Annotated in this window: 15 protein-coding genes; 13 read left to right on the top strand and 2 right to left on the bottom strand. The window is 71.1% G+C overall.

Translation table 11 applies throughout. The annotated features are described in order from the left end of the window. Window positions 1-37: 37 nt before the first annotated feature. The 9 genes from AC068B_RS19360 to AC068B_RS19320 all read left to right on the top strand — a co-directional run bounded on the left by AC068B_RS19360 (window position 38) and on the right by AC068B_RS19320 (window position 10,671). Entirely contained in the window at window positions 38-1,879 is a 1,842-nt protein-coding gene (locus AC068B_RS19360; protein WP_478672804.1) for a peptide ABC transporter substrate-binding protein, read from the top strand. Continuing rightward, window positions 1,876-2,835, top strand: coding sequence for an ABC transporter permease (locus AC068B_RS19355; RefSeq protein WP_356254151.1), 960 nt, complete (start codon window positions 1,876-1,878; stop codon window positions 2,833-2,835). Before AC068B_RS19360 ends, AC068B_RS19355 begins: the two co-directional genes overlap by 4 nt. Further along, complete coding sequence (locus tag AC068B_RS19350) at window positions 2,832-3,737, top strand: ABC transporter permease (RefSeq protein WP_468561689.1); 906 nt, start codon at window positions 2,832-2,834, stop codon at window positions 3,735-3,737. Before AC068B_RS19355 ends, AC068B_RS19350 begins: the two co-directional genes overlap by 4 nt. A gap of 15 nt (window positions 3,738-3,752) precedes the next feature. Then, on the top strand, window positions 3,753-5,807 hold the full coding sequence (locus AC068B_RS19345; RefSeq protein WP_478672802.1) for an ABC transporter ATP-binding protein: 2,055 nt from the start codon (window positions 3,753-3,755) through the stop codon (window positions 5,805-5,807). Next, window positions 5,804-6,736 carry a homocysteine S-methyltransferase gene (gene mmuM, locus AC068B_RS19340; protein WP_478672801.1) on the top strand — a complete coding sequence of 311 codons (933 nt, stop codon included), beginning with the start codon at window positions 5,804-5,806 and terminating at the stop codon, window positions 6,734-6,736. The genes AC068B_RS19345 and mmuM overlap by 4 nt, the downstream gene beginning before the upstream one ends. Before the next feature lie 103 nt (window positions 6,737-6,839). Next, window positions 6,840-7,925 carry a WD40/YVTN/BNR-like repeat-containing protein gene (locus AC068B_RS19335; RefSeq protein WP_478672800.1) on the top strand — a complete coding sequence of 362 codons (1,086 nt, stop codon included), beginning with the start codon at window positions 6,840-6,842 and terminating at the stop codon, window positions 7,923-7,925. Between the two features lie 33 nt (window positions 7,926-7,958). Next, window positions 7,959-8,636 carry a uracil-DNA glycosylase gene (locus AC068B_RS19330; RefSeq protein WP_468561697.1) on the top strand — a complete coding sequence of 226 codons (678 nt, stop codon included), beginning with the start codon at window positions 7,959-7,961 and terminating at the stop codon, window positions 8,634-8,636. Next, a complete protein-coding gene (locus tag AC068B_RS19325; protein ID WP_478672799.1) occupies window positions 8,633-9,631 on the top strand; it encodes an N-acetylglucosamine kinase in 999 nt (332 codons plus the stop codon). Before AC068B_RS19330 ends, AC068B_RS19325 begins: the two co-directional genes overlap by 4 nt. A gap of 95 nt (window positions 9,632-9,726) precedes the next feature. After that, on the top strand, window positions 9,727-10,671 hold the full coding sequence (locus tag AC068B_RS19320; RefSeq protein ID WP_356254172.1) for a sirohydrochlorin chelatase: 945 nt from the start codon (window positions 9,727-9,729) through the stop codon (window positions 10,669-10,671). An 82-nt stretch (window positions 10,672-10,753) separates the two neighbouring features. On the opposite strand, the gene AC068B_RS19315 is transcribed toward AC068B_RS19320, so the two are convergent. Further along, window positions 10,754-11,803 carry a lactonase family protein gene (locus AC068B_RS19315; protein WP_478672798.1) on the bottom strand — a complete coding sequence of 350 codons (1,050 nt, stop codon included), beginning with the start codon at window positions 11,801-11,803 and terminating at the stop codon, window positions 10,754-10,756. Window positions 11,804-11,998: 195 nt separating this feature from the next. Between AC068B_RS19315 and AC068B_RS19310 the strand changes: the two genes are divergently transcribed. After that, window positions 11,999-14,383, top strand: a complete 2,385-nt coding sequence (locus AC068B_RS19310; protein ID WP_478672797.1) for a SpoIIE family protein phosphatase — start codon at window positions 11,999-12,001, stop codon at window positions 14,381-14,383. 71 nt (window positions 14,384-14,454) lie between these two features. Continuing rightward, window positions 14,455-15,144, top strand: a complete 690-nt coding sequence (locus tag AC068B_RS19305) for a phosphatase PAP2 family protein (protein ID WP_478672795.1) — start codon at window positions 14,455-14,457, stop codon at window positions 15,142-15,144. A gap of 191 nt (window positions 15,145-15,335) precedes the next feature. On the opposite strand, the gene AC068B_RS19300 is transcribed toward AC068B_RS19305, so the two are convergent. Further along, entirely contained in the window at window positions 15,336-15,926 is a 591-nt protein-coding gene (locus AC068B_RS19300) for a hypothetical protein (RefSeq protein WP_478673295.1), read from the bottom strand. A 729-nt stretch (window positions 15,927-16,655) separates the two neighbouring features. Here AC068B_RS19300 and AC068B_RS19295 point away from each other — a divergent pair. Both AC068B_RS19295 and AC068B_RS19290 read left to right on the top strand, forming a co-directional pair. Continuing rightward, the gene (locus tag AC068B_RS19295; protein ID WP_478672794.1) at window positions 16,656-17,366 is read left to right on the top strand and encodes a response regulator; all 711 of its coding nucleotides are present in this window, start codon (window positions 16,656-16,658) and stop codon (window positions 17,364-17,366) included. 23 nt (window positions 17,367-17,389) lie between these two features. Further along, window positions 17,390-18,631, top strand: a complete 1,242-nt coding sequence (locus tag AC068B_RS19290) for a sensor histidine kinase (protein ID WP_478672793.1) — start codon at window positions 17,390-17,392, stop codon at window positions 18,629-18,631. Window positions 18,632-18,703 lie beyond the last annotated feature (72 nt).

Genomic DNA, 18,703 nt, shown 5'->3' with positions numbered 1-18,703 from the left:
CACGGGCCGGCCCCGTACCCCTTGGAGGCCCATCGCCATGCGCTCAATCAGGTCCGCGGCGGCCGCGCTGCTCGTCCTCGCGGCGGCCCTCACCGGCTGCACCCGTGAGGGCGGCCGCATCGACATGGGCCCCACCGGCGGCACCCCCGTCAAGGGCGGGACCGCGACGATGGCTCTGCCACCGGCGGCGACACCCAACTGGATCTTCCCGATCGGCGCGCCCGGCTACGGCGCCTCGTACAACTACGGGATCCAGTCCCTGCTCTTCATGCCGGTCTACGACGCCGTGCAGGACAAGGCGAAGGGCGAGCTGACCACACACGGCCCCAGCACGCTCGGCCTGAAGCCGACGTACAGCGACGGCAACAAGACGGTGACCGTGCCGCTGCGCGAGGGCGTGAAGTGGTCCGACGGCAAGCCCGTCACCGCCCGCGACCTGGAGTTCTGGTTCAACCTGGTGAAGGCCAACAAGGCGGACTGGGGCAACTATTCGGTCGGCACGATGCCCGACAACGTCAAGCGGTTCGAGATGCTCGACGACCACACCGTGCGGCTGCACCTGACCCGCGCGTACAACCCCGACTGGTTCACCGCCAACCAGCTCACCCTGATGCGCGCACTGCCCCGGCACGCCTGGGACGCGAAGACGGACGGTGGGAAGATCGGCGACTGGGACCGCACCCACGCGGGCGCCAAGGCCGTCTTCGCGCGGCTCACCCAGCACGCGAAGAGCCTTGGCTCGTACGGTTCCGATCCCCTCTGGAAGACGGTCAACGGGCCCTGGAGGCTGGCGGGCTGGCGCGACAGCGGGCAGGTCACCATCGTCCCGAACGAGAAGTTCACCGGTCCGAAGGCGGAGCGCCCGCACCTGGACAAGGTGGTCTTCAAGCCGTTCACGACGGCCGACTCCGAGTACAACGTGCTGCGTTCGGGCGGCGTCGACTACGGCTACATCCCGCCGTCGGTGATGGCGCAGAAGGAGAAGTTCGAGGAGAAGGGGTACCGCGTCGATCCGTGGGAGGGCTGGGCGGCGACGTACATCGTCTACAACTTCAACTCCACGCACGGCGGCTCGAAGATGGACCAGCTGTACATCCGTCAGGCCATGCAGCACCTCGTCGACCAGAAGGCGATGAGCAACGTCATCTGGCAGGGCAGCGCGACACCGACGCTCGGCCCGGTGCCGGTGACGCCGAAGAGCCAGTACCTGTCCGGGAAGATGGAGAAGAACCAGTACCCGTTCTCCGTCGGCAAGGCCAAGGCGCTGCTGGAGCAGCACGGTTGGCGGATCGAGGACGGCACGGCGCGCTGTGTGCGCCCCGGGACCGGCGCGGACGAGTGCGGCAAGGGCATCGGGAAAAACGCGCCGCTCGAACTGACCCTGCTCTCCCAGTCGGGGTCGACCGAGACGACGAACATGATGCAGGAGCTCAAGTCGTCGCTCTCCAAGGGCGGCATCGACCTGACCGTGCGTCAGCAGCCGCTGAACTCGGTGCTCGGCAACTCCGTCCCGTGCAAGGCGAAGGACCCGGGCTGCAACTGGGACATGTCGTTCTTCGGCACGGCCGGCAGCTGGTACTACCCGCTCAACCCCAGCGGCGAGCAGCTCTTCTCGACGGGCGCCTCCGCCAACTTCGGCAACTACAGCGACAAGAAGGCGGACCGCATCATCCGGGGCGTGCAGTACTCCCCCGACATGAAGGCCGTGCACGAGTACGGCGAGTACCTCGCCGAGCAGCTCCCCGTGATGTGGATGCCGAACCCCGCGTACCAGGTCTCGGTGATCCGCAACGACCTGCGCGGCGTCTCGCAGAACCCGACCGTCACCTTCGCGCCCCAGCACTGGTACTACGTCAAGAAGAAGGGGGCCGAGAAGTGACCGGCTTCACCGGCTTTCTGGTCAAGCGCCTCCTCCAGGCGATCGTCGTCCTCTTCCTCGTGTCGGTCATCGTCTTCGTGCTCCTGCACATGCTCCCGGGCGGACCCGCCCGCGCCATCCTCGGCCCGAAGGGCACGCCGCAGCAGATCGAGCACTTCAACCACCAGCAGGGGTACGACCGTTCGCTGCCGATGCAGTACGCGATGTATCTGAAGCGGCTGCTCACGGGCGACCTCGGCGACTCCTTCAAGCTCAACTCGCCCGTCTTCGACCTGCTGACGCAGCGCCTGCCGAAGACTCTGCTCCTCACGGTCCTTTCCACCGTCCTCGCGGTCGTCATCGCCGTTCCGCTCGGCCTGCTGCAGGCCGTCCGCCGCGGCAAGGCCTCGGACTACGCCCTGACGGGCCTCGCGTTCCTGATGTACGCGACGCCGGTGTTCTTCCTCGGCCTCATCATGATCATCCTGTTTGCGCAGGTCATGCCCATCTTCCCGGCGGAGGCGCCACAGGGCGAGACGATCGGCGCGCTCCTCGGCGACTTCACCGGGCTGATCCTGCCGGTGGTCACCATGGCCTTCGGCATCGTCGCGATGTTCAGCCGCTACATGCGGTCGGCGGTGCTCGACAACCTCACCGAGGAATACGTCCGCACAGCGATGGCGAAGGGCCAGTCGAGCCGCCGGATCATGGTCAGGCACGTCCTGCGCAACGCGCTGATCCCTCTCGCGACGCTCCTCGGCCTCTATCTGCCGACCCTGTTCAGCGGCGCCCTCGTCGTCGAGTCGATGTTCAACTACCCCGGCATGGGGCTGCTGTTCTGGAACGCCGCGCAGGGCTCCGACTTCCCCGTACTGCTCGGCGTGACGCTCGTCGTCGGTGTCGCCACCGTCGTCGGCTCGCTGCTCACCGACGTGCTGTACGCCGTCCTCGACCCCCGGATACGGAGCGTGGCATGAGTACCACGGTCGCCCCTGTCACCGCGCCAGGCCACGAGGACGCCGCACAGGCCACGCCGTCGCTGGCCCGCCGCACGCTGCGGGTCTTCACCGGCAACAAGCTCGCCCTGACGGGCGTGGTGGTGCTGCTCCTGCTGCTCGCGTTCAGCTACCTCGGCCCGCTGGTGTACGACACCGAGCAGGTCCACACCGACCTGTCCCAGGCGAACCTGCCGCCGGGCAGCTCCGGCCATCTCCTCGGCACCACCGACCTCGGCTACGACATGATCGGCCGTCTGATGGTCGCGGGACAGACGTCGCTGGAGATCGGCCTGGCGGCCGGTCTGCTGGCCACGCTCTTCGGCACCGTCTACGGCGCGATCTCCGGCTACTTCGGCGGCTGGGTCGACGCGGCGATGATGCGTGTGACGGACGCGGCGCTCGCCATCCCCGCGATGTTCCTGCTCGTCGTGGTGGCCGCGATCATCACGCCGAGCAAGGGCGTCCTGATCATGATCATCGCGGCGGTGGCCTGGCTGTCCCCCGCCCGCCTGGTCCGCGGCGAGGCGCTGTCGCTGCGCAACCGCGAGTACGTCCAGGCCATGCGGATGATGGGCGGCGGCGGTACGCGTGCCGTCTTCAAGCACATCGTGCCGAACGCCATCGGCACGGTCATCGTCAACTGCACGTTCCAGATCGCCGACGCCATCCTCTACGTCAGCTATCTCGCGTTCCTCGGCCTGAGCATCCCGCCGCCCTCCGCCGACTGGGGCTCGATGCTGTCGGCCGGGATCACCTACACCCAGAACGGCTACTGGTGGCTGATCTTCCCGCCGGGCATCGCGATCGTGCTGGTCGTCGCCGCGTTCAACTTCATCGGTGACGGACTGCGGGACGCGTTCGACGTGCGGCTGCGGAAGTAACAGGAGACCTGACAGATGACCGAGCCCCTGCTCACCCTCGACGGCCTGCGCGTCGACATCGTCTCGCGCGAACGGACCGTCCACGCCCTCGACGGCATATCCCTCTCCCTCGCCCCCGGTGAGGCCCTGGGCATCGTCGGCGAGTCCGGCTGCGGCAAGACGATGACCGCGCTCAGCGTCCTCGGCCTGCTGCCGCCGGGCGGCGAGATCACCGCGGGCCGCGTCCTGTTCGACGGACAGGACCTCGCCGCGGCCCCGGCGCCCGTCCTCCAGGACGTCCGCGGCAACACCATCGGCATGGTCTTCCAAGACCCGCTGACCTCCCTCAACCCGACGATGACCATCGGCACGCAGGTGGCGGAGCCGCTGCTCCTGCACCGCCCCGGCATCGGCAGGAAGGAGGCGTGGGCGCGCGCCCAGGAGATGCTGCGCCTGGTCGGCATGCCGCAGCCCGCCGAGCGCATGAAGGCCTACCCGCACCAGCTGTCCGGTGGCATGCGGCAGCGCGTGGCCATCGCCATGGCGCTGGTGTGCGAGCCGAAGCTGCTGATCGCGGACGAACCGACGACCGCCCTCGACGTGACGACGCAGCACCAGATCCTGGAGCTCGTCGACGATCTGCGCGCCCGTCTCGGCATGGCGATGATCCTGGTCACGCACGACCTCGGGGTCATCGCCAACCGGGTGGACCGGGTCGCGGTGATGTACGCGGGCAAGGTCGCCGAACAGGCCGACGTAAGCGGCCTGTTCGCGCGCCCGCGCCACCGCTACACCGAGGCGCTGTTCGCCGCGCTGCCCGAGCGCGCGGCCGACAGCGGCACGGAACTGCACACCATCCCCGGACTGCCGCCCAACCTCGCGGTGCGTCCCACGGGCTGCCGTTTCGCACCGCGCTGCACGTTCGCCACGGACCAGTGCCGTGCGGAGGAACCGCCGCTCGTGGACGACGGGACACAGGGCGCGGAGCACCGGTTCGCGTGCTTCCACCCGGTTCCGGATGACGCCGCGTTCGAGGACGAGGTGGTGGTGCCCGCGGCCGTGCCCGCTGCCGCAGCCCCAGGTGAGGTACTGCTCGAACTCGACTCGCTGGTCAAGGAGTTCCCCCTCAAGGGAGGCGCGTTCTCGCGCAGCCGGGGGACGGTCAGCGCGGTGGGCGGGGTGTCCCTGTCCATCCGCAGGGGCGAGACGTTCGGCATGGTCGGCGAGTCCGGCTGCGGTAAGACGACGCTCGGCCGGATCGTCGCGGGCCTCGACGAACCGACCGGCGGCGCGGTGCGCTTCGAGGGCGCCGACCCGTCACGGATGTCGCGGGCCGAACGGCGCGCGCACCGGCGGCGCGTCCAGCTGATGTTCCAGGACTCCACCGCCGCGATGGATCCGCGCATGCGGGTCGGCGAGATCCTGCGCGAACCGCTCGTCATCCAGGGCGTCGGCAGCCGCGCCGAGCAGGAGAAGCTGGTCGCCGAGCTCCTCGACGCCGTGGGCCTGCCGCGCGGCGCCGTGCAGCGCTACCCGCACGAGTTCTCTGGTGGCCAGCGCCAACGCCTCGGCCTGGCAAGGGCGTTGACGCTCTCGCCTGATCTGGTGGTCGCCGACGAGCCGGTGTCCGCGCTCGACGTGTCCGTGCAGGCGCAGATCCTCAACCTGATGCGGGAGCTGCAGCGCGAGCGCGGTCTGACCTATCTGTTCATCTCGCACGACCTGGCCGTCGTACGCCATCTGGCGGACACCGTCGGCGTGATGTACCTGGGCAAGCTCGTGGAGTCGGGTCCTGCCGAGCAGGTGTACGCGCATCCGCTGCACCCCTATACACGCGGGCTCCTGGACACGGTCAACGTCCCCGACCCGGAGGCGGCCGCGGCCGCCTCGGGCACGGAACGCGCGCCGCTGGAGGGCGAGACCCCCTCCGCCGCGAAACCCCCGTCGGGCTGCCGCTTCCGGACCCGCTGCCCCCTCGCCCAGGACGTGTGCGCCACGACGGAACCGCCGGTCAGCACGCCGAACAGCACGGGACACCAGGTGGCCTGTCACTTCCCGCTGGCCGCGCCTCGGCTAGCGTCGGCGGTGTGAGACTCGCCGATGTCCTTGCCCAGCGCCCGGTCGTGCTCGACGGCGGCCTCGCCAACCAGTTGGAGGCCGCCGGGCACGACCTGAGCGACGCCCTGTGGTCCGCGCGGCTGCTCGCCGACGAGCCCGCGGCGATCGAGGCCGCCCACCGCACGTACTACGAGGCGGGCGCCGAGGTCGCGATCACCGCGAGCTACCAGGCGACGTACGAGGGGTTCGCGCGGCACGGCATCGACGCCGACCGTACCCGCGAGCTCCTCGGCCTGAGCGTCAGGCTGGCCCGGCGTGCCGGGGCCGCGACCGGGCGGGAGACCTGGGTGGCGGCATCCGCCGGGCCCTACGGGGCGATGCTCGCCGACGGCTCCGAGTACCGGGGGCGCTACGGCCTCTCGGTGGACGCGTTGGAGCGCTTCCACCGGCCGCGGCTCGAAACCCTCGCCGCGGCCGGGCCCGACGTCCTCGCCCTGGAGACCGTGCCCGACACCGACGAGGCGCGGGCCCTGCTGCGGGCGGTGCGCGGCCTCGGAGTCCCCGCCTGGCTTTCGTACAGCGTCGCGGGCACGCACACGCGCGCGGGCCAGCCCCTCGAAGAGGCCTTCGGGCTCGCCGCCGACGCGGACGAGGTGATCGCGGTCGGCGTGAACTGCTGCGACCCGAGGGACGCCGACGCCGCGGTGGCGCTCGCCGCCCGGGTCACGGGCAAGCCCGTGGTCGTCTATCCGAACAGCGGCGAGACGTGGGACGCCGCAGCCCGCTCCTGGCGGGGGCCGTCCCGGTTCGCGGCCGGGCAGGCCGCGGGGTGGCGGGCAGCGGGGGCGCGGCTGATCGGCGGGTGCTGCCGGGTGGGGCCCGCGGTGATCGCGGAGGTGGCCGGGGAGCTGGCGCGGGGGCGGGCGGGGGATGGCTCGCAGGGGGCCGGGCCCGGCCGGTAGACACGGCGCTGACCTGCGCGGATGCCATCTCCGGGGGTGACTGTCAGTGCCGGGGTGCAGACTGGCCGGTACCTGAGACAACGACGTCCCGGAGGTGGTCGGCATGGCCGACATCATCCTGACCGTAGGCACGCGCAAGGGCCTGTTCATCGGCCGCAGGCGAAGTGGCGCCTGGGAGTTCGACGACAGCCCGTACTTCAACGCACAGGCGGTGTACTCGGTCGCCATCGACACCCGGGGCCCGACCCCGCGCCTCCTGGTCGGCGGTGACAGCGCGCACTGGGGCCCTTCCGTCTTCCACTCCGACGACCTGGGGCGGACCTGGACGGAGCCGTCGAAGCCCGCCGTGAAGTTCCCCAAGGAAACCGGTGCTTCCCTGGAGCGGGTGTGGCAGCTGCACCCGGCGGCCGCCGAGCCGGACGTCGTGTACGCGGGCACGGAACCCGCCGCGCTGTACCGCTCGGAGGACCGCGGGGAGTCCTTCTCTCTCGTCCGTCCGCTCTGGGAGCACCCCACCCGCTCCAAGTGGGTGCCGGGCGGCGGCGGTGAGGGCCTGCACACCGTGCTGACGGACGCCCGCGACGCCCGCGCGGTGACGGTCGCGGTGTCCACCGCCGGGGTGTTCCACACCCAGGACGGCGGGGCGAGCTGGGCCCCTTCGAACGACGGCGTCTCCGCGGTGTTCCTGCCCGAGCCGAACCCGGAGTTCGGGCAGTGCGTGCACAAGGTCGCGCGGGACGCGGCCGACCCGGACCGGCTCTATCTGCAGAACCACTGGGGTGTGTACCGCAGCGACGACGCGGGCGCGCACTGGACCGACATCGGCGGCGGTCTGCCCTCCGACTTCGGTTTCGCGGTGGTCGCGCACCCCCACCGGGGCGGCACGGCGTACGTCTTCCCGATCACCGCGGACAGCGACCGCGTCCCCGCCGACCACCGCTGTCGCGTCTACCGCACGACCGACGCGGGCTTGAGCTGGGAGCCGCTCAACACGGGCCTGCCCCACGAGGACCACTATGGCACGGTGCTGCGCGACGCCATGTGCAGCGACGACTGCGACCCGGCGGGCATCTACTTCGGCAATCGCAACGGGGAGGTGTACGCATCGGCGGACGACGGCGACAGCTGGCAGCAACTCGCCTCGCACCTGCCGGACGTGCTCTGCGTGCGGGCCGCGGCCATCGGTTGATCGCCCCTGCCGTTACGGCAGTAGGGTGACGCCGTGGCACCACGACCCTTGCATGAAATCGTCGAGACCGGCTGGGCCGAGGCCCTGGAACCGGTGGCCGAACGGATCGCCTCGATGGGGGACTTCCTGCGCGCGGAGATCGCCGCGGGACGCACCTATCTCCCGTCGGGGGCGAACGTCCTGCGCGCCTTCCAGCAGCCCTTCGACGACGTCCGCGTCCTGATCGTCGGCCAGGACCCCTATCCCACGCCCGGTCACGCGGTGGGCCTGTCGTTCTCGGTCGCGCCCGAGGTGCGGCCGCTGCCCGGCAGCCTCATCAACATCTACCGCGAGATGAACAGCGACCTGGGCCTGCCCGCGCCCACCAACGGCGACCTCACCCCCTGGACCCAGCAGGGCGTCCTGCTGCTCAACAGAGCGCTCACGACCGCCCCGCGCAAGCCCGCCGCGCACCGCGGCAAGGGCTGGGAGGAGGTCACGGAGCAGGCCATACGGGCGCTTGCCGCGCGCGGCAAGCCGCTGGTGTCGATCCTGTGGGGGCGTGACGCGCGCAATCTGCGGCCGCTGCTCGGGCAGTTGCCTTCGGTGGAGTCCTCGCACCCCTCCCCCATGTCGGCGGACCGCGGCTTCTTCGGCTCGCGCCCCTTCAGCCGGGCCAACGACCTGCTGGTCCAGCAGGGGGCACAGCCGGTGGACTGGCGACTGCCGTGACATCGGAGGAGCCCGGGGAGTCCGGGGAGTGCGTGCTGGGTGTCGATTCGGGCGGTTCGGGGCTGCGGGCGGCCCTGCTCGTGCCGCCGGGACTGCGCCGCCCCGACCCGGTGCGCTCCGCCGAGCCGGTGCGCACCGGGCCGCGCGGCATCGACGCCGGGCACTTCATGGAGCAACTCCTGCCCATGGCGCGGGGCTTGCTGGAGAAGGCGGGCGGCGGCCGGATCACGGCCGTCGCCGTCGGCGCCGCGGGCCTCGCGACCCTCGGTGACGACCTCCGCGCCGCGCTGCCGTCCGCGCTCGGCCGGACCCTGGGCGTACGCCGCACGGCGCTGGCCGCCGACGCCGTCACCGCGTACGCGGGGGCGCTCGGCGACCGTCCGGGCGCCGTCGTCGCGGCGGGCACCGGCATGATCGCGATCGGCACCGACCTGACCGCCTGGCACCGCGCCGACGGCTGGGGGCACCTGCTCGGGGACTGCGGCGGCGGCGCCTGGATCGGCCGCGCGGGGCTCGAAGCGGCGATGCGGGCGCACGACGGCAGACGCGGCGGCTCGCGGGCGCTGCTCGAACGCGCCGAGACTGTGTTCGGTCCGCCCGCCGGGCTGCCGGGACAGCTCTATCCCCGCACCGACCGGCCCGCGGTGCTCGCCTCCTTCGCACCCGACGTCGCGGCCTGCGCCGCGGACGACCCCGTGGCGGACGGCATCCTGCGGGCCGCGGCCCGCCACATCGCCGAGGCCGCGGCTGCCGTCTGCCCCTCCGCCGACGCCTGCGAAGTCGCCTTCACCGGCGGTCTGTTCCGGCTCGGCGAGCCACTGCTCGCCCCGCTGCGCGCCGAAGTCGCGGACCAGCTGCCGCACGCGCGGCCCGTTCCCGCGGCGGGCGACCCGCTGGACGGGGCGCTGCGCATAGCGGCTGATATCGCCGCGGGCCGGTTGCGGCTGCCGCTCGACTCACGCATGCTCTCCGTCCACGGAGAAGGTGACAGTTGACCTCTTCGTAATTCATCAGACAAAAACGGACTTATACCGCCCACCTGCACCCTCCCCGAACAGGGATGGCCCGCAAGCCAGTAGCATGCGGGCGCATGAGCTCCCCCACTGGGCCCGCATCCGGCCTGCCTGTACGAATGCCGCGCCCCCGTCAGCCGGGCCGGCACCGCCGTCCGGAGCCCGTCGCGGCTCCTGAAGGCGCGCCCGCACTTGTTCTCGCCGTGCCGGGCGCCCCCAGCACCACCACGCGCAGCCTCGCCGAGGAAGTCGTGAGCATCGCCCGCTCCGAGCTGCCCGGCCTCGACGCCAGGATCGGTTACGTCGACGGTGAGGAGGACGCCACCGTCACGTCCTTCCCCGAGTTCCCCTCGCTGCACTCCGTGCTCGCGCACGCGGCCGCCGAGCGCATCGCCCGCGTCGAGCGTGCGCGCGCGGCGGGCGCCGAGGTGGCCGACCCCGAGGGCCCGGTCGCCGTCGTCGTGCCGCTGCTCGCGGGCCCCGACGCCGCGCTGATGCGCCGCATCCGGCAGGCCGTCATGGACAGCCGTGCCGCCGCCGAGCTGACGGACGTCCTCGGCCCGCACCCGTTGCTCGCCGAGGCCCTGCACGTGCGCCTTTCGGAGGCCGGTCTCGCCCGCGCCGACCGCGCCCGCCTGTTCACCGTGGCGACGGCCGCGGACGGCATCGTGCTGGCCACGGTCGGCGGCGAGGAGGCCGTGCAGGCCGCCGGGATCACCGGCATGCTGCTCGCCGCGCGCCTCGCGGTGCCGGTGATGGCCGCCGCGCTCGACCAGGAGGGCGCCATCGCCGCGACCGCCGAGCAGCTGCGCGGCTCGGGCTCGACCCAGCTGGCCCTCGCGCCGTACCTGATCGGCCCCGAGCTCGACTCCGCCCTGCTCGACGCGGCCGCGAAGGAGGCGGGCTGCTCCGTCGCCGAGCCGCTCGGCCCCTACCCGGCGATCGGCAAGCTCGCGCTCGCCAAGTACACGACGACCCTCGGCATCACGCCGCAGCAGCCCTCGGGTGCGCCGGTGCACTGAACCGGTTTCGCGCGTACGAGGACGGGCCCGCCCCGATGTGGGGGCGGGCCCGTCGTCGTACGGGTACGGCTGTCCGGGCGCGTCAGTCGAAGACCACGCAGGAGGCCGCGGGCGCCGCGACGGAGCCTGCCCGGCTCGGGATGCCCGTCTGCCGGTCGATCGTGAACCAGGTGACGTCCCCGGAGCGCTCATTGGCCGCGTACAGGTGCCGTCCCGCCGGGTCGATCGCCAAGTCGCGCGGCCACTTCCCGCCGCACGGCACGGTCGCGGTGAGGCTCGGCGCGTCGCCCGCCTCGTCGAGAGCGATCACCGAGATGACGTCCGGGCCGCGCGTGGCGGTCCACAGGAACCGCCCGTCGGGCGCGATGACCACCTCGGAGGGGTAGGTGTCGCCCTCCGGGGCCTCCGCCAGGACGGGCAGCTCGCCGAGCGGCTTGAGCGATCCTTCGACGGCGTCCCAGGCACAGACGGTGAGGGTGGGGCTGAGCTCGTTCAGGACGTACGCACGGTCGCCGCGCGGGTGGAACACCAGGTGCCGCGGTCCTGACCCCGGACGCAGCGCCACCTCGCGATGCAGGGTCAGTCCGTCCTCCCCGAACGCGCAGACGCGCACGGAGTCCGTGCCCAGGTCGACGCTGACCGCCCAGCGGCCGCTCGGGTCCGCGAGGACCTGGTGGGCGTGCGGACCCTGCTGCCGCTGCGGGTGCGGGCCCGAGCCGGTGTGCCGGAGCTCGCTGGACGGCGTGGGGGCGAGGCTGCCGTCGGCGCGCACCTGCACCGCGGTGACGCTGCCCGAGCGGTAGTTGGCGGTGAGCACGTGCCCGCCGTACAGGGCCAGGTGGGTCGGCGCCGAGCCGACCGCGACGGGCTTCCCCGTGAGCTCGGCCCTGTCCCCCGCGGTGCGGAACGCCGCGACGCCGCCGTCGGAGGTCTCACTGACCGCGTAGAGCGTCCCGCCGTCGGGCGAGAGCGCGAGGTAGGACGGGTCGGCGACCGCGTCCGTGGCGCCGAGCACGGTGAGGGCCCCGGTGTCGGGCGCAACGGCCGCGGTGAGCACACCGGCCCCTCCGGCCGCGGTGAAGGATCCGATGTACGCCCGCCCCGCCCGCCCCGCCTGCCTGCCGACGACCACGTCTTGTCCCCTCTCGACCCGGGCGCCACATCCGTCACGCCGCTCTGCGGCTGACGCTAGCAGTCGGTCTAGACCAAGAGGGGGCCGGACCGCGTTCGTCTTTTCCCGTCCGCTCTGCCGGGTGGGCGTGCCGCGGTTGTGCACGCTCTGGTGACAGCGGATTCTGTAGGAGACGAACGGGGCTGGTGTGGCGCGATGACTGCAGGGAACCCGGCGGAAGCCGACTTTCGTGGTCCCCTCGACGTCACCAGGGCGGCCACGGCGGTCATCGACGCCCAGGACACGGTCATCGGGTGGAGCCCCGCGGCCGTGCGGCTCCTCGGCTATGAGGCGGAGGAGATCGTCGGGCGGCCGGTGGCCGCCTTCCTGGTGCCGGGCGCGACAGCCGCCGGGCCGCCGCTCCAGTTCCAGGGGAACGAGATCCGCGTCGCCCGGCACCGCGACGGGCGTGAGCTGACCGTCGCCACCGCGGTGTGCGCCCTGCCGGGCGCCGGGGCGGCGGTGCGCGTCCTCGTCGTGACGGAGCTGACGGAGCTCCGGCTGTGGGAGTCCCGCCTCGCCCTGCTGCACGGGCTGGCCACCCAGTCGCCCGTCGGCCTCGGCATCTACGACACGGACCTCCGTCTGACCTGGTGCAACACGGCGTACGAACGGGAGATAGGGCGGCCGTTCGCCGAGTTCCGCGGCCTTCGGGCCGATCAGCTGTACTCCGAAGGGAAGTTCGTGACCAGGGGGCATCCGCCCACGCTCGACGCGGTCATGCGCCACGTACTAGAGACCGGCGAGCCCTTCCTTGACCTGCACTTCCAGGCCCGCCCGCCCAGCGACCCGGAGACGGAGCACCTCTGGTCCTGCGCCTACTACCGGCTCCAGGACGCCGCCGGACGCGTGATCGGCGTGTGCGAGGACGCCTTCGACATCACCGATCGCCACCGGGCCCAGCGGCGTCTCGCCCTGCTCGTAGAGGCGGGCCGCGGAATCGGGACCGCCCTCGACGTGCAGGTCACCGCAGAGAAGATCACCGAGGTGGCGGTGCCTGAGTTCGCCGCCGTGGTCACCGTCGACCTGGTGAAGGCGGTGCTGGAGGGCGAGGTGCCCGCCACCGGCGGCGAGGCGGCGACGTCGCTGGTGCGGGTCGCCCGCTGCCCGGCCGAGGACGCCGACCGCCCCGGGGACCCGGCACCGGTGCGGTACCCGCCCGGTTCGCCGCAGGACCGCACCCTCTCCTCGGGCGGCCTCGTGCTCGACGACTCGGCGCTCGTCGTGCCGCTGCGGGCGGGCAACAGCGTGCTGGGGCTCGTCACCTTCCTGCGCGGCACCGGTTCCGCCTCCTTCGACGGCGGCGAAGTGGCGCTGGCCGACGAGTTGGTCGCGCGGACGGCCGTGTCCATCGACAACGCCCGCCGCTTCACCCGCGAGCGCACCGCTTCCCTGGCCCTCCAGCGTCAGTTGCTGCCGCAGAAGGTGCCGGAGCAGTCGGCGGTCGACCTGGCCTACCGCTACCTGCCCACGGACGATGTGGCAGGCGTCGGCGGTGACTGGTTCGACGTCATCCCGCTCTCCGGGACCCGGGTCGGGCTCGTGGTCGGGGACGTGGTCGGTCACGGGCTGCAGGCGGCCGCCACCATGGGACGGCTGCGCACGACCGTACGTGCGTTCGCGCAGATGGACCTGGACCCCGTCGAGCTGCTCGCGCGGCTCGACGATCTGGTGGGGCAGTCGGCGGAGGAGCAGTGGGGCGGGCCCGGGGCGGGCGACGGCGCCTACGCCGACGTGACCACCGGGGCGACCTGTCTCTACGCGGTCTACGACCCGGTGTCGCGGCGCTGCGTCATGGCCAGGGCCGGGCATCTGCCGCCCGCGGTCGTCGACCCGGACGGCCGTCTCTCCTTCCCTGACCTACCGGCCGGACCGCCGCTGGGCCTCGGCGGCCTGCCGTTCGAGTCCTTGGAGATCGAGCTGCCGGTGGGCAGCCTGCTTGCGCTCTTCACCGACGGCCTGGTCGAGGCCCGCGACCGCGACATCGACCACGGACTCGACTCGCTGGGCCGTGTGCTCGGCGACCGGGACGCGTCGCTGGAAGAACTCTGCGACCGTGCCGTGGCGGAACTCCTGCCGAGCGGCCCGACGGCCGACGACACCGCCCTGCTGCTCGTCCGCACCCGCGAACTCGACCCGGCGCAGGTCAGCGAATGGGAGCTGCCCGCGGAGCCGGTCGCGGCGGGCCGGGCACGGGAGCTGGCCACCCGGCAGCTGCACGCATGGGGCCTCGAAGAGCTGTCGTTCGCGACCGAGCTCGTCGTCAGCGAGCTGGTGACCAACGCGGTCAGATACGCCGCGGGGCCCATCCAAGTACGCCTCATCCGTGACCGCACCCTCCTGTGCGAGGTCGCGGACACGGGCCACACCTCACCGCATCTGCGCCACAGCGCCGACGACGACGAAGGCGGGCGCGGCCTGCTCATCGTCGCCCAGCTCGTCCAGAGATGGGGCACGCGCTACACCCGCTCCGGCAAGACCATCTGGACCGAACAGGCCTTTCCCCCGCCAACCGGGGGCGCAGGCACAGATGTTGGCTAGGGTGGCGGGCAGAGCGGCGTCAACGGCCCTGACAGGAGGGGAAGGTGCATCGCCCTGCCTCGAACGGGCCCGTGACCGGCCGACCGGTGGCGCCCCCACTGCTGCCCTCGCCCCTGCGCGGGTGGCTCGGGCTGCTCTCGGCCCTCGCCGCACTGGTGGTCGTCGTGATCGGCGCGCAGTACGCCGGTCACAGTGAGGCCGGCCGGGTCGACAGGTGGTTCATCGACCCGACGGCGGACAGTGTGCGACCGCCGTGGCGGAACGTCGCGCTGGCCATGGACTTCTGGGGAGAGCCCGCCGGATCGGCGCTGCTCGTCGTGGCCGCCGTCGCAGGCTGTCTCGTGCTCCGGATTCCTCGCGGGGCGGTGCTCATCGTGGCCGGCGCCGCCGTGGCCGTGGGGTCGACCATGGTGGTCAAGTCCCTGGTGGGACGGACCATTCACGGCGACGACAACCTGTCCTACCCGAGCGGGCACACCGCTTTCGCCACCGCGCTCGCCGTCACGGTGGCGCTGCTCGCGACCGGCAGGCTCGGCCTCGGCAGGGCGGCAGGACTGTCACTCGTGCTCGGCGCGGCGCTGGTCGTCGGCGCCGCGATGGGCTGGGCGCAGGTCTCGCTGAGCGCGCACTATCCCACCGACGTCCTCGGTGGCTGGTGCACGGCGCTGGCGGTGGTCCCGGTGACCGCGTGGCTGGTCGACCGGGCAGCCGACCGGCGGGCCGATCGAACGGCCGACGCCGGTCGCCGGGAACCTCACTGACGTCCTGTCACGTCAGTGGCGGAAGGGCTCAAGGCCGGGCAGCGGCTGAAACAGGCCCTGGGCCTGGCTCACTTCGAAGGCGGGACCTGGCCGGGCTGGCACCACCACGTCACACTCGTCGCGGTCACCCATACCTTCTGCTGCCCAAACCCCACGAGGCTGGACGCTCGATTCGGCAGCCGGGGACAGTACTACTCGGCGATGCTCTCGTCGCTCGGGGCTGACGTGGTTTCGGCGGCGGCTCGCTTTGCCTTGTCGGTCGCCCGGCCTCCTGCTTTGCTGCCCACTGCTTCGAGGAAGCCCTTCTTCCTGGCGAGTTGGAGGTGGGACTTCACGGTGCCCAGCGTTCGTCCAGTGATGGTCATCAGTTTCCGGACGGGCGAGCGCTCACCCGACTCGGCGAGCCGTTCGTATCTGAGCGCCAGGGCGGCCAGGTAGGCGTCGGTGGGGCGGTTCGAGCCCGTCAAGTGGGCGTCGACCTGCTCGGAGAGGGGGTACTTCTCCCGTTCGTCGAGCTCCCTGCGCTGCTGCTGGAAGTCTCTGATCTCCTTGGCCGGGTTGAGTTCTCTGAGCACTGTGGTGGTGATCCCACGGGCCTGTGCGGCGGTGTCGCCCCCCTCGACGGGGCGGATGACCACATGGGTGGGGGCCATGGCGGCGGAGTCCACGCGGAATCGGCACCAGACCTCGAAGTTGCCGTGTGCGATCTCTGTGCGGGTCCAGGCGCCGTCCCCGGGTGCGTCGTCGGCCAGCTCCCCGAGCCAGAGGGGTGTCTCATCCATACCCCGACCCTACACGGCTAGATCTGACAGATCTGGTTGCCCGACATCTGCCGTCATCCAGGGGCACGCCTGGGCGGGCGGGCCCATGACCGGCAGCCCGCCCCGTTGGCGGCTGGATCCGCAAGTGCCGCCCGCGCCAGGGAGGCGGGAGGCCGCACTGCTTTCGGTGGTGATGTCGAGGACGAAAGTTGCAGCATCCGAGACGTCCGGTCGCCGCTTTGGACGATCGTGCTCGCTAGCGTGGACAGCGCCCCTCAGGTGAGGTGATCAATCAACCGGCCTGCCTGCGGGGCTGGTACGGCCACGTGGACCGCTACTCACGCGCCCACGGAAAGGATCTGCGGGGCGCTGAAGAAACGCCCCCGGCAGGCCCGCCCCCGCGGCCGCGCGGGTCCGCCGGCGGCCGTCGCGGAAAGGGCCAGCGGCGGGCGGCGGGCGGTCCGCGCACGCCACTGCGTCGGCGGATACGTAAGGGTCTCTGACCTTGGCACTGGAACCTGACCCCAAAGGGATCCCGATTTGACCCATCTAGGTGAGTCATGTCTAGATAGATGAGAGGTTGGCGGCATGGTGAGGACTGACAGGTCCAGTTGCCTGTGCCCGCAGGCGGGGCCTGCGCGGTCGCGCACCGGCAGCATCCGCACCCGGACGCTGCCGCGGATGCGGTCGACCAGGCGCGTGCCGCCCCCTCAGTGACGCCGGGCACCCGTGAAGGCAACAAGGAGCAAGATGATCAGGGTCGTGGTGGCCGACGACGAGCCACTCATGCGGTTCGGCCTGCGGGCACTGCTGAATGCCACAGACGGCGTCGAGCTGGTCGGTGAGGCGAGTGACGGTCTGGAAGCGTTGGCCCTCGCGGGCGAGTTGGTCCCGGACCTTGTGCTCACGGATCTGCGGATGCCCCGGCTGGACGGCATCGGAGCAACCCGCCGCCTGCTGGAGCTGCCGAACCCTCCCGCCGTGCTGATCCTGACGACGTTCGACACCAACGAGGGCGTGATCGAAGCACTCCAGACGGGAGCGAGCGGGTACCTGCTCAAGGATGCGCCCCCGGAGCAGGTGGTGAGTGCCATCCGTGCGGTCGCCGCCGGTGGCACCGTGTTGGCACCAACGTCCGCAACCCGCCTGGTCAACGCCCCGAGGGCCGATGGCACGCATCCGGCGGGCCGGATACCGACCGAGCAGCGCCACCGCCTGGACCACCTGCCCGAGAACCTCCGTGTCGTCCTGCGGCATCTCGGCGAAGGGCTGTCCAACGCTGAGATCGCGCATCGGCTGTACGTGAGCGAAAGTGCGGTCAAGACGTATGTATCCCGGTTGCTGGCCGCCCTCAGGCTCAACAACCGCACCCAGGCGGCGGTCCTCGCCCACCAGGCCGGACTGCTCAACGAACACGCCGCTCCCGCCCCGGCGTGCCGGGTCGGGAGCGAATCCCGCTGACCACACCTTGGAGGCGGTGGAGCATGTCCGCAGAAGACTTCCCGCACGACAGGGACTTCACCGGGTGGCGTCCGGTCGATACGTTCGAGCGGCTGTACTTTGCCGTCCGGGCACCCCTGCGCGCATCGCGGTGGAGCGGTATCGACGTCCTGATCGTCACCGCACTCATCGCCCAGACCCTGTACGTCGCCTTTCAACGGACACCAGGAATCCTGTCCGCCGTCCTTCCCAGCGCGGCTGTTGGGACGGTGGTGGCCGCCTCCTTCCTCTGGCGTCAGCATGCACCTTGCGCGGTGGCTTTGCTGTCGCTGGCTGGGCTCATATTCAATGGGGCTCGCGTGCCCGTATTCTTCGCCCTGTATGCGTTGGCGAAGTACGGCGGACGCCACCGTTTCACCGCGATTCTTCTCTGCGTGGCCGCCTATGTGCCACTGACTATTTTCATTCCGGGCGGCATGGGAATATCAACCCTGGTAACCACCGAAAGTGACACCGAGGACCTCCTGTCCACATCGGTCCTGATGGCGCTACCCGTCCTCACCGGGCTGGGAGCGGCAGCGTACGAGAAAACCATCCGTACCCTGCATGCGCGGGAAAAGGTCCTGGCGGCGGAGAACCGGCGCCGTGCGGATGAAGAGAAGATGGCCGAGCGCCTGAGACTGGCGCGGGATATGCACGACGTTCTGGGCCATCGCATCGCCATCACCGCCATGCATGCCGGAGCGCTGGAGGCAGTGACGAGGGAATGCCAGCCGAAAGAGGGAGAACTGGCCCGCTCCATAGGCGATACGGCACGAGCCGCCATGCAAGACCTGCGCGAGGTGCTCTCCACTCTTCGGGACCCTTCCGAGACCATCTTGATCGGGAGCAAGCTGAGCGACCTTGAGGAACTTATCGACACCGTCAGGGTGTCGGGCTCCGACATAACCTTCACCCTCACGAGCCAGAAGACCCAAGAAGGTGCAGATGCGGAAGTCTTTCTCGCGATATACCGGATAACCCAGGAGTCACTGACGAATGCCCTCAAATACGCTCCGGGATCGCCGGTGTCCGTGCATCTGACGATTGACGAAAAGGTATCCGTCTGCATCACCAACGAGAAGACAGGACGACAGGCGAGCCGCTTCAGATCAGGGACAGATCCGCGCGGAGGGTTCGGCCTCATCGGCTTGGAGGAGCGGATCCGCTTCCTGGGCGGAAGTATTTCCGCAGGCCCCACGAGGGAGGGAGGCTGGCGGGTTCTTGCCGTCGTACCGAACAGCTGAGCACCGAAACCACACCCTCCGACATGATGACGCCATAGCGAATCCAGGCGAATGAGGTCATCTGAATCACTG

It is taken from the genome of Streptomyces sp. NPDC042371 (assembly GCF_056437465.1).
The sequence above is the reverse complement of the archived record's forward strand: the minus strand, read 5'-3'. Positions and strand labels throughout refer to the sequence as shown.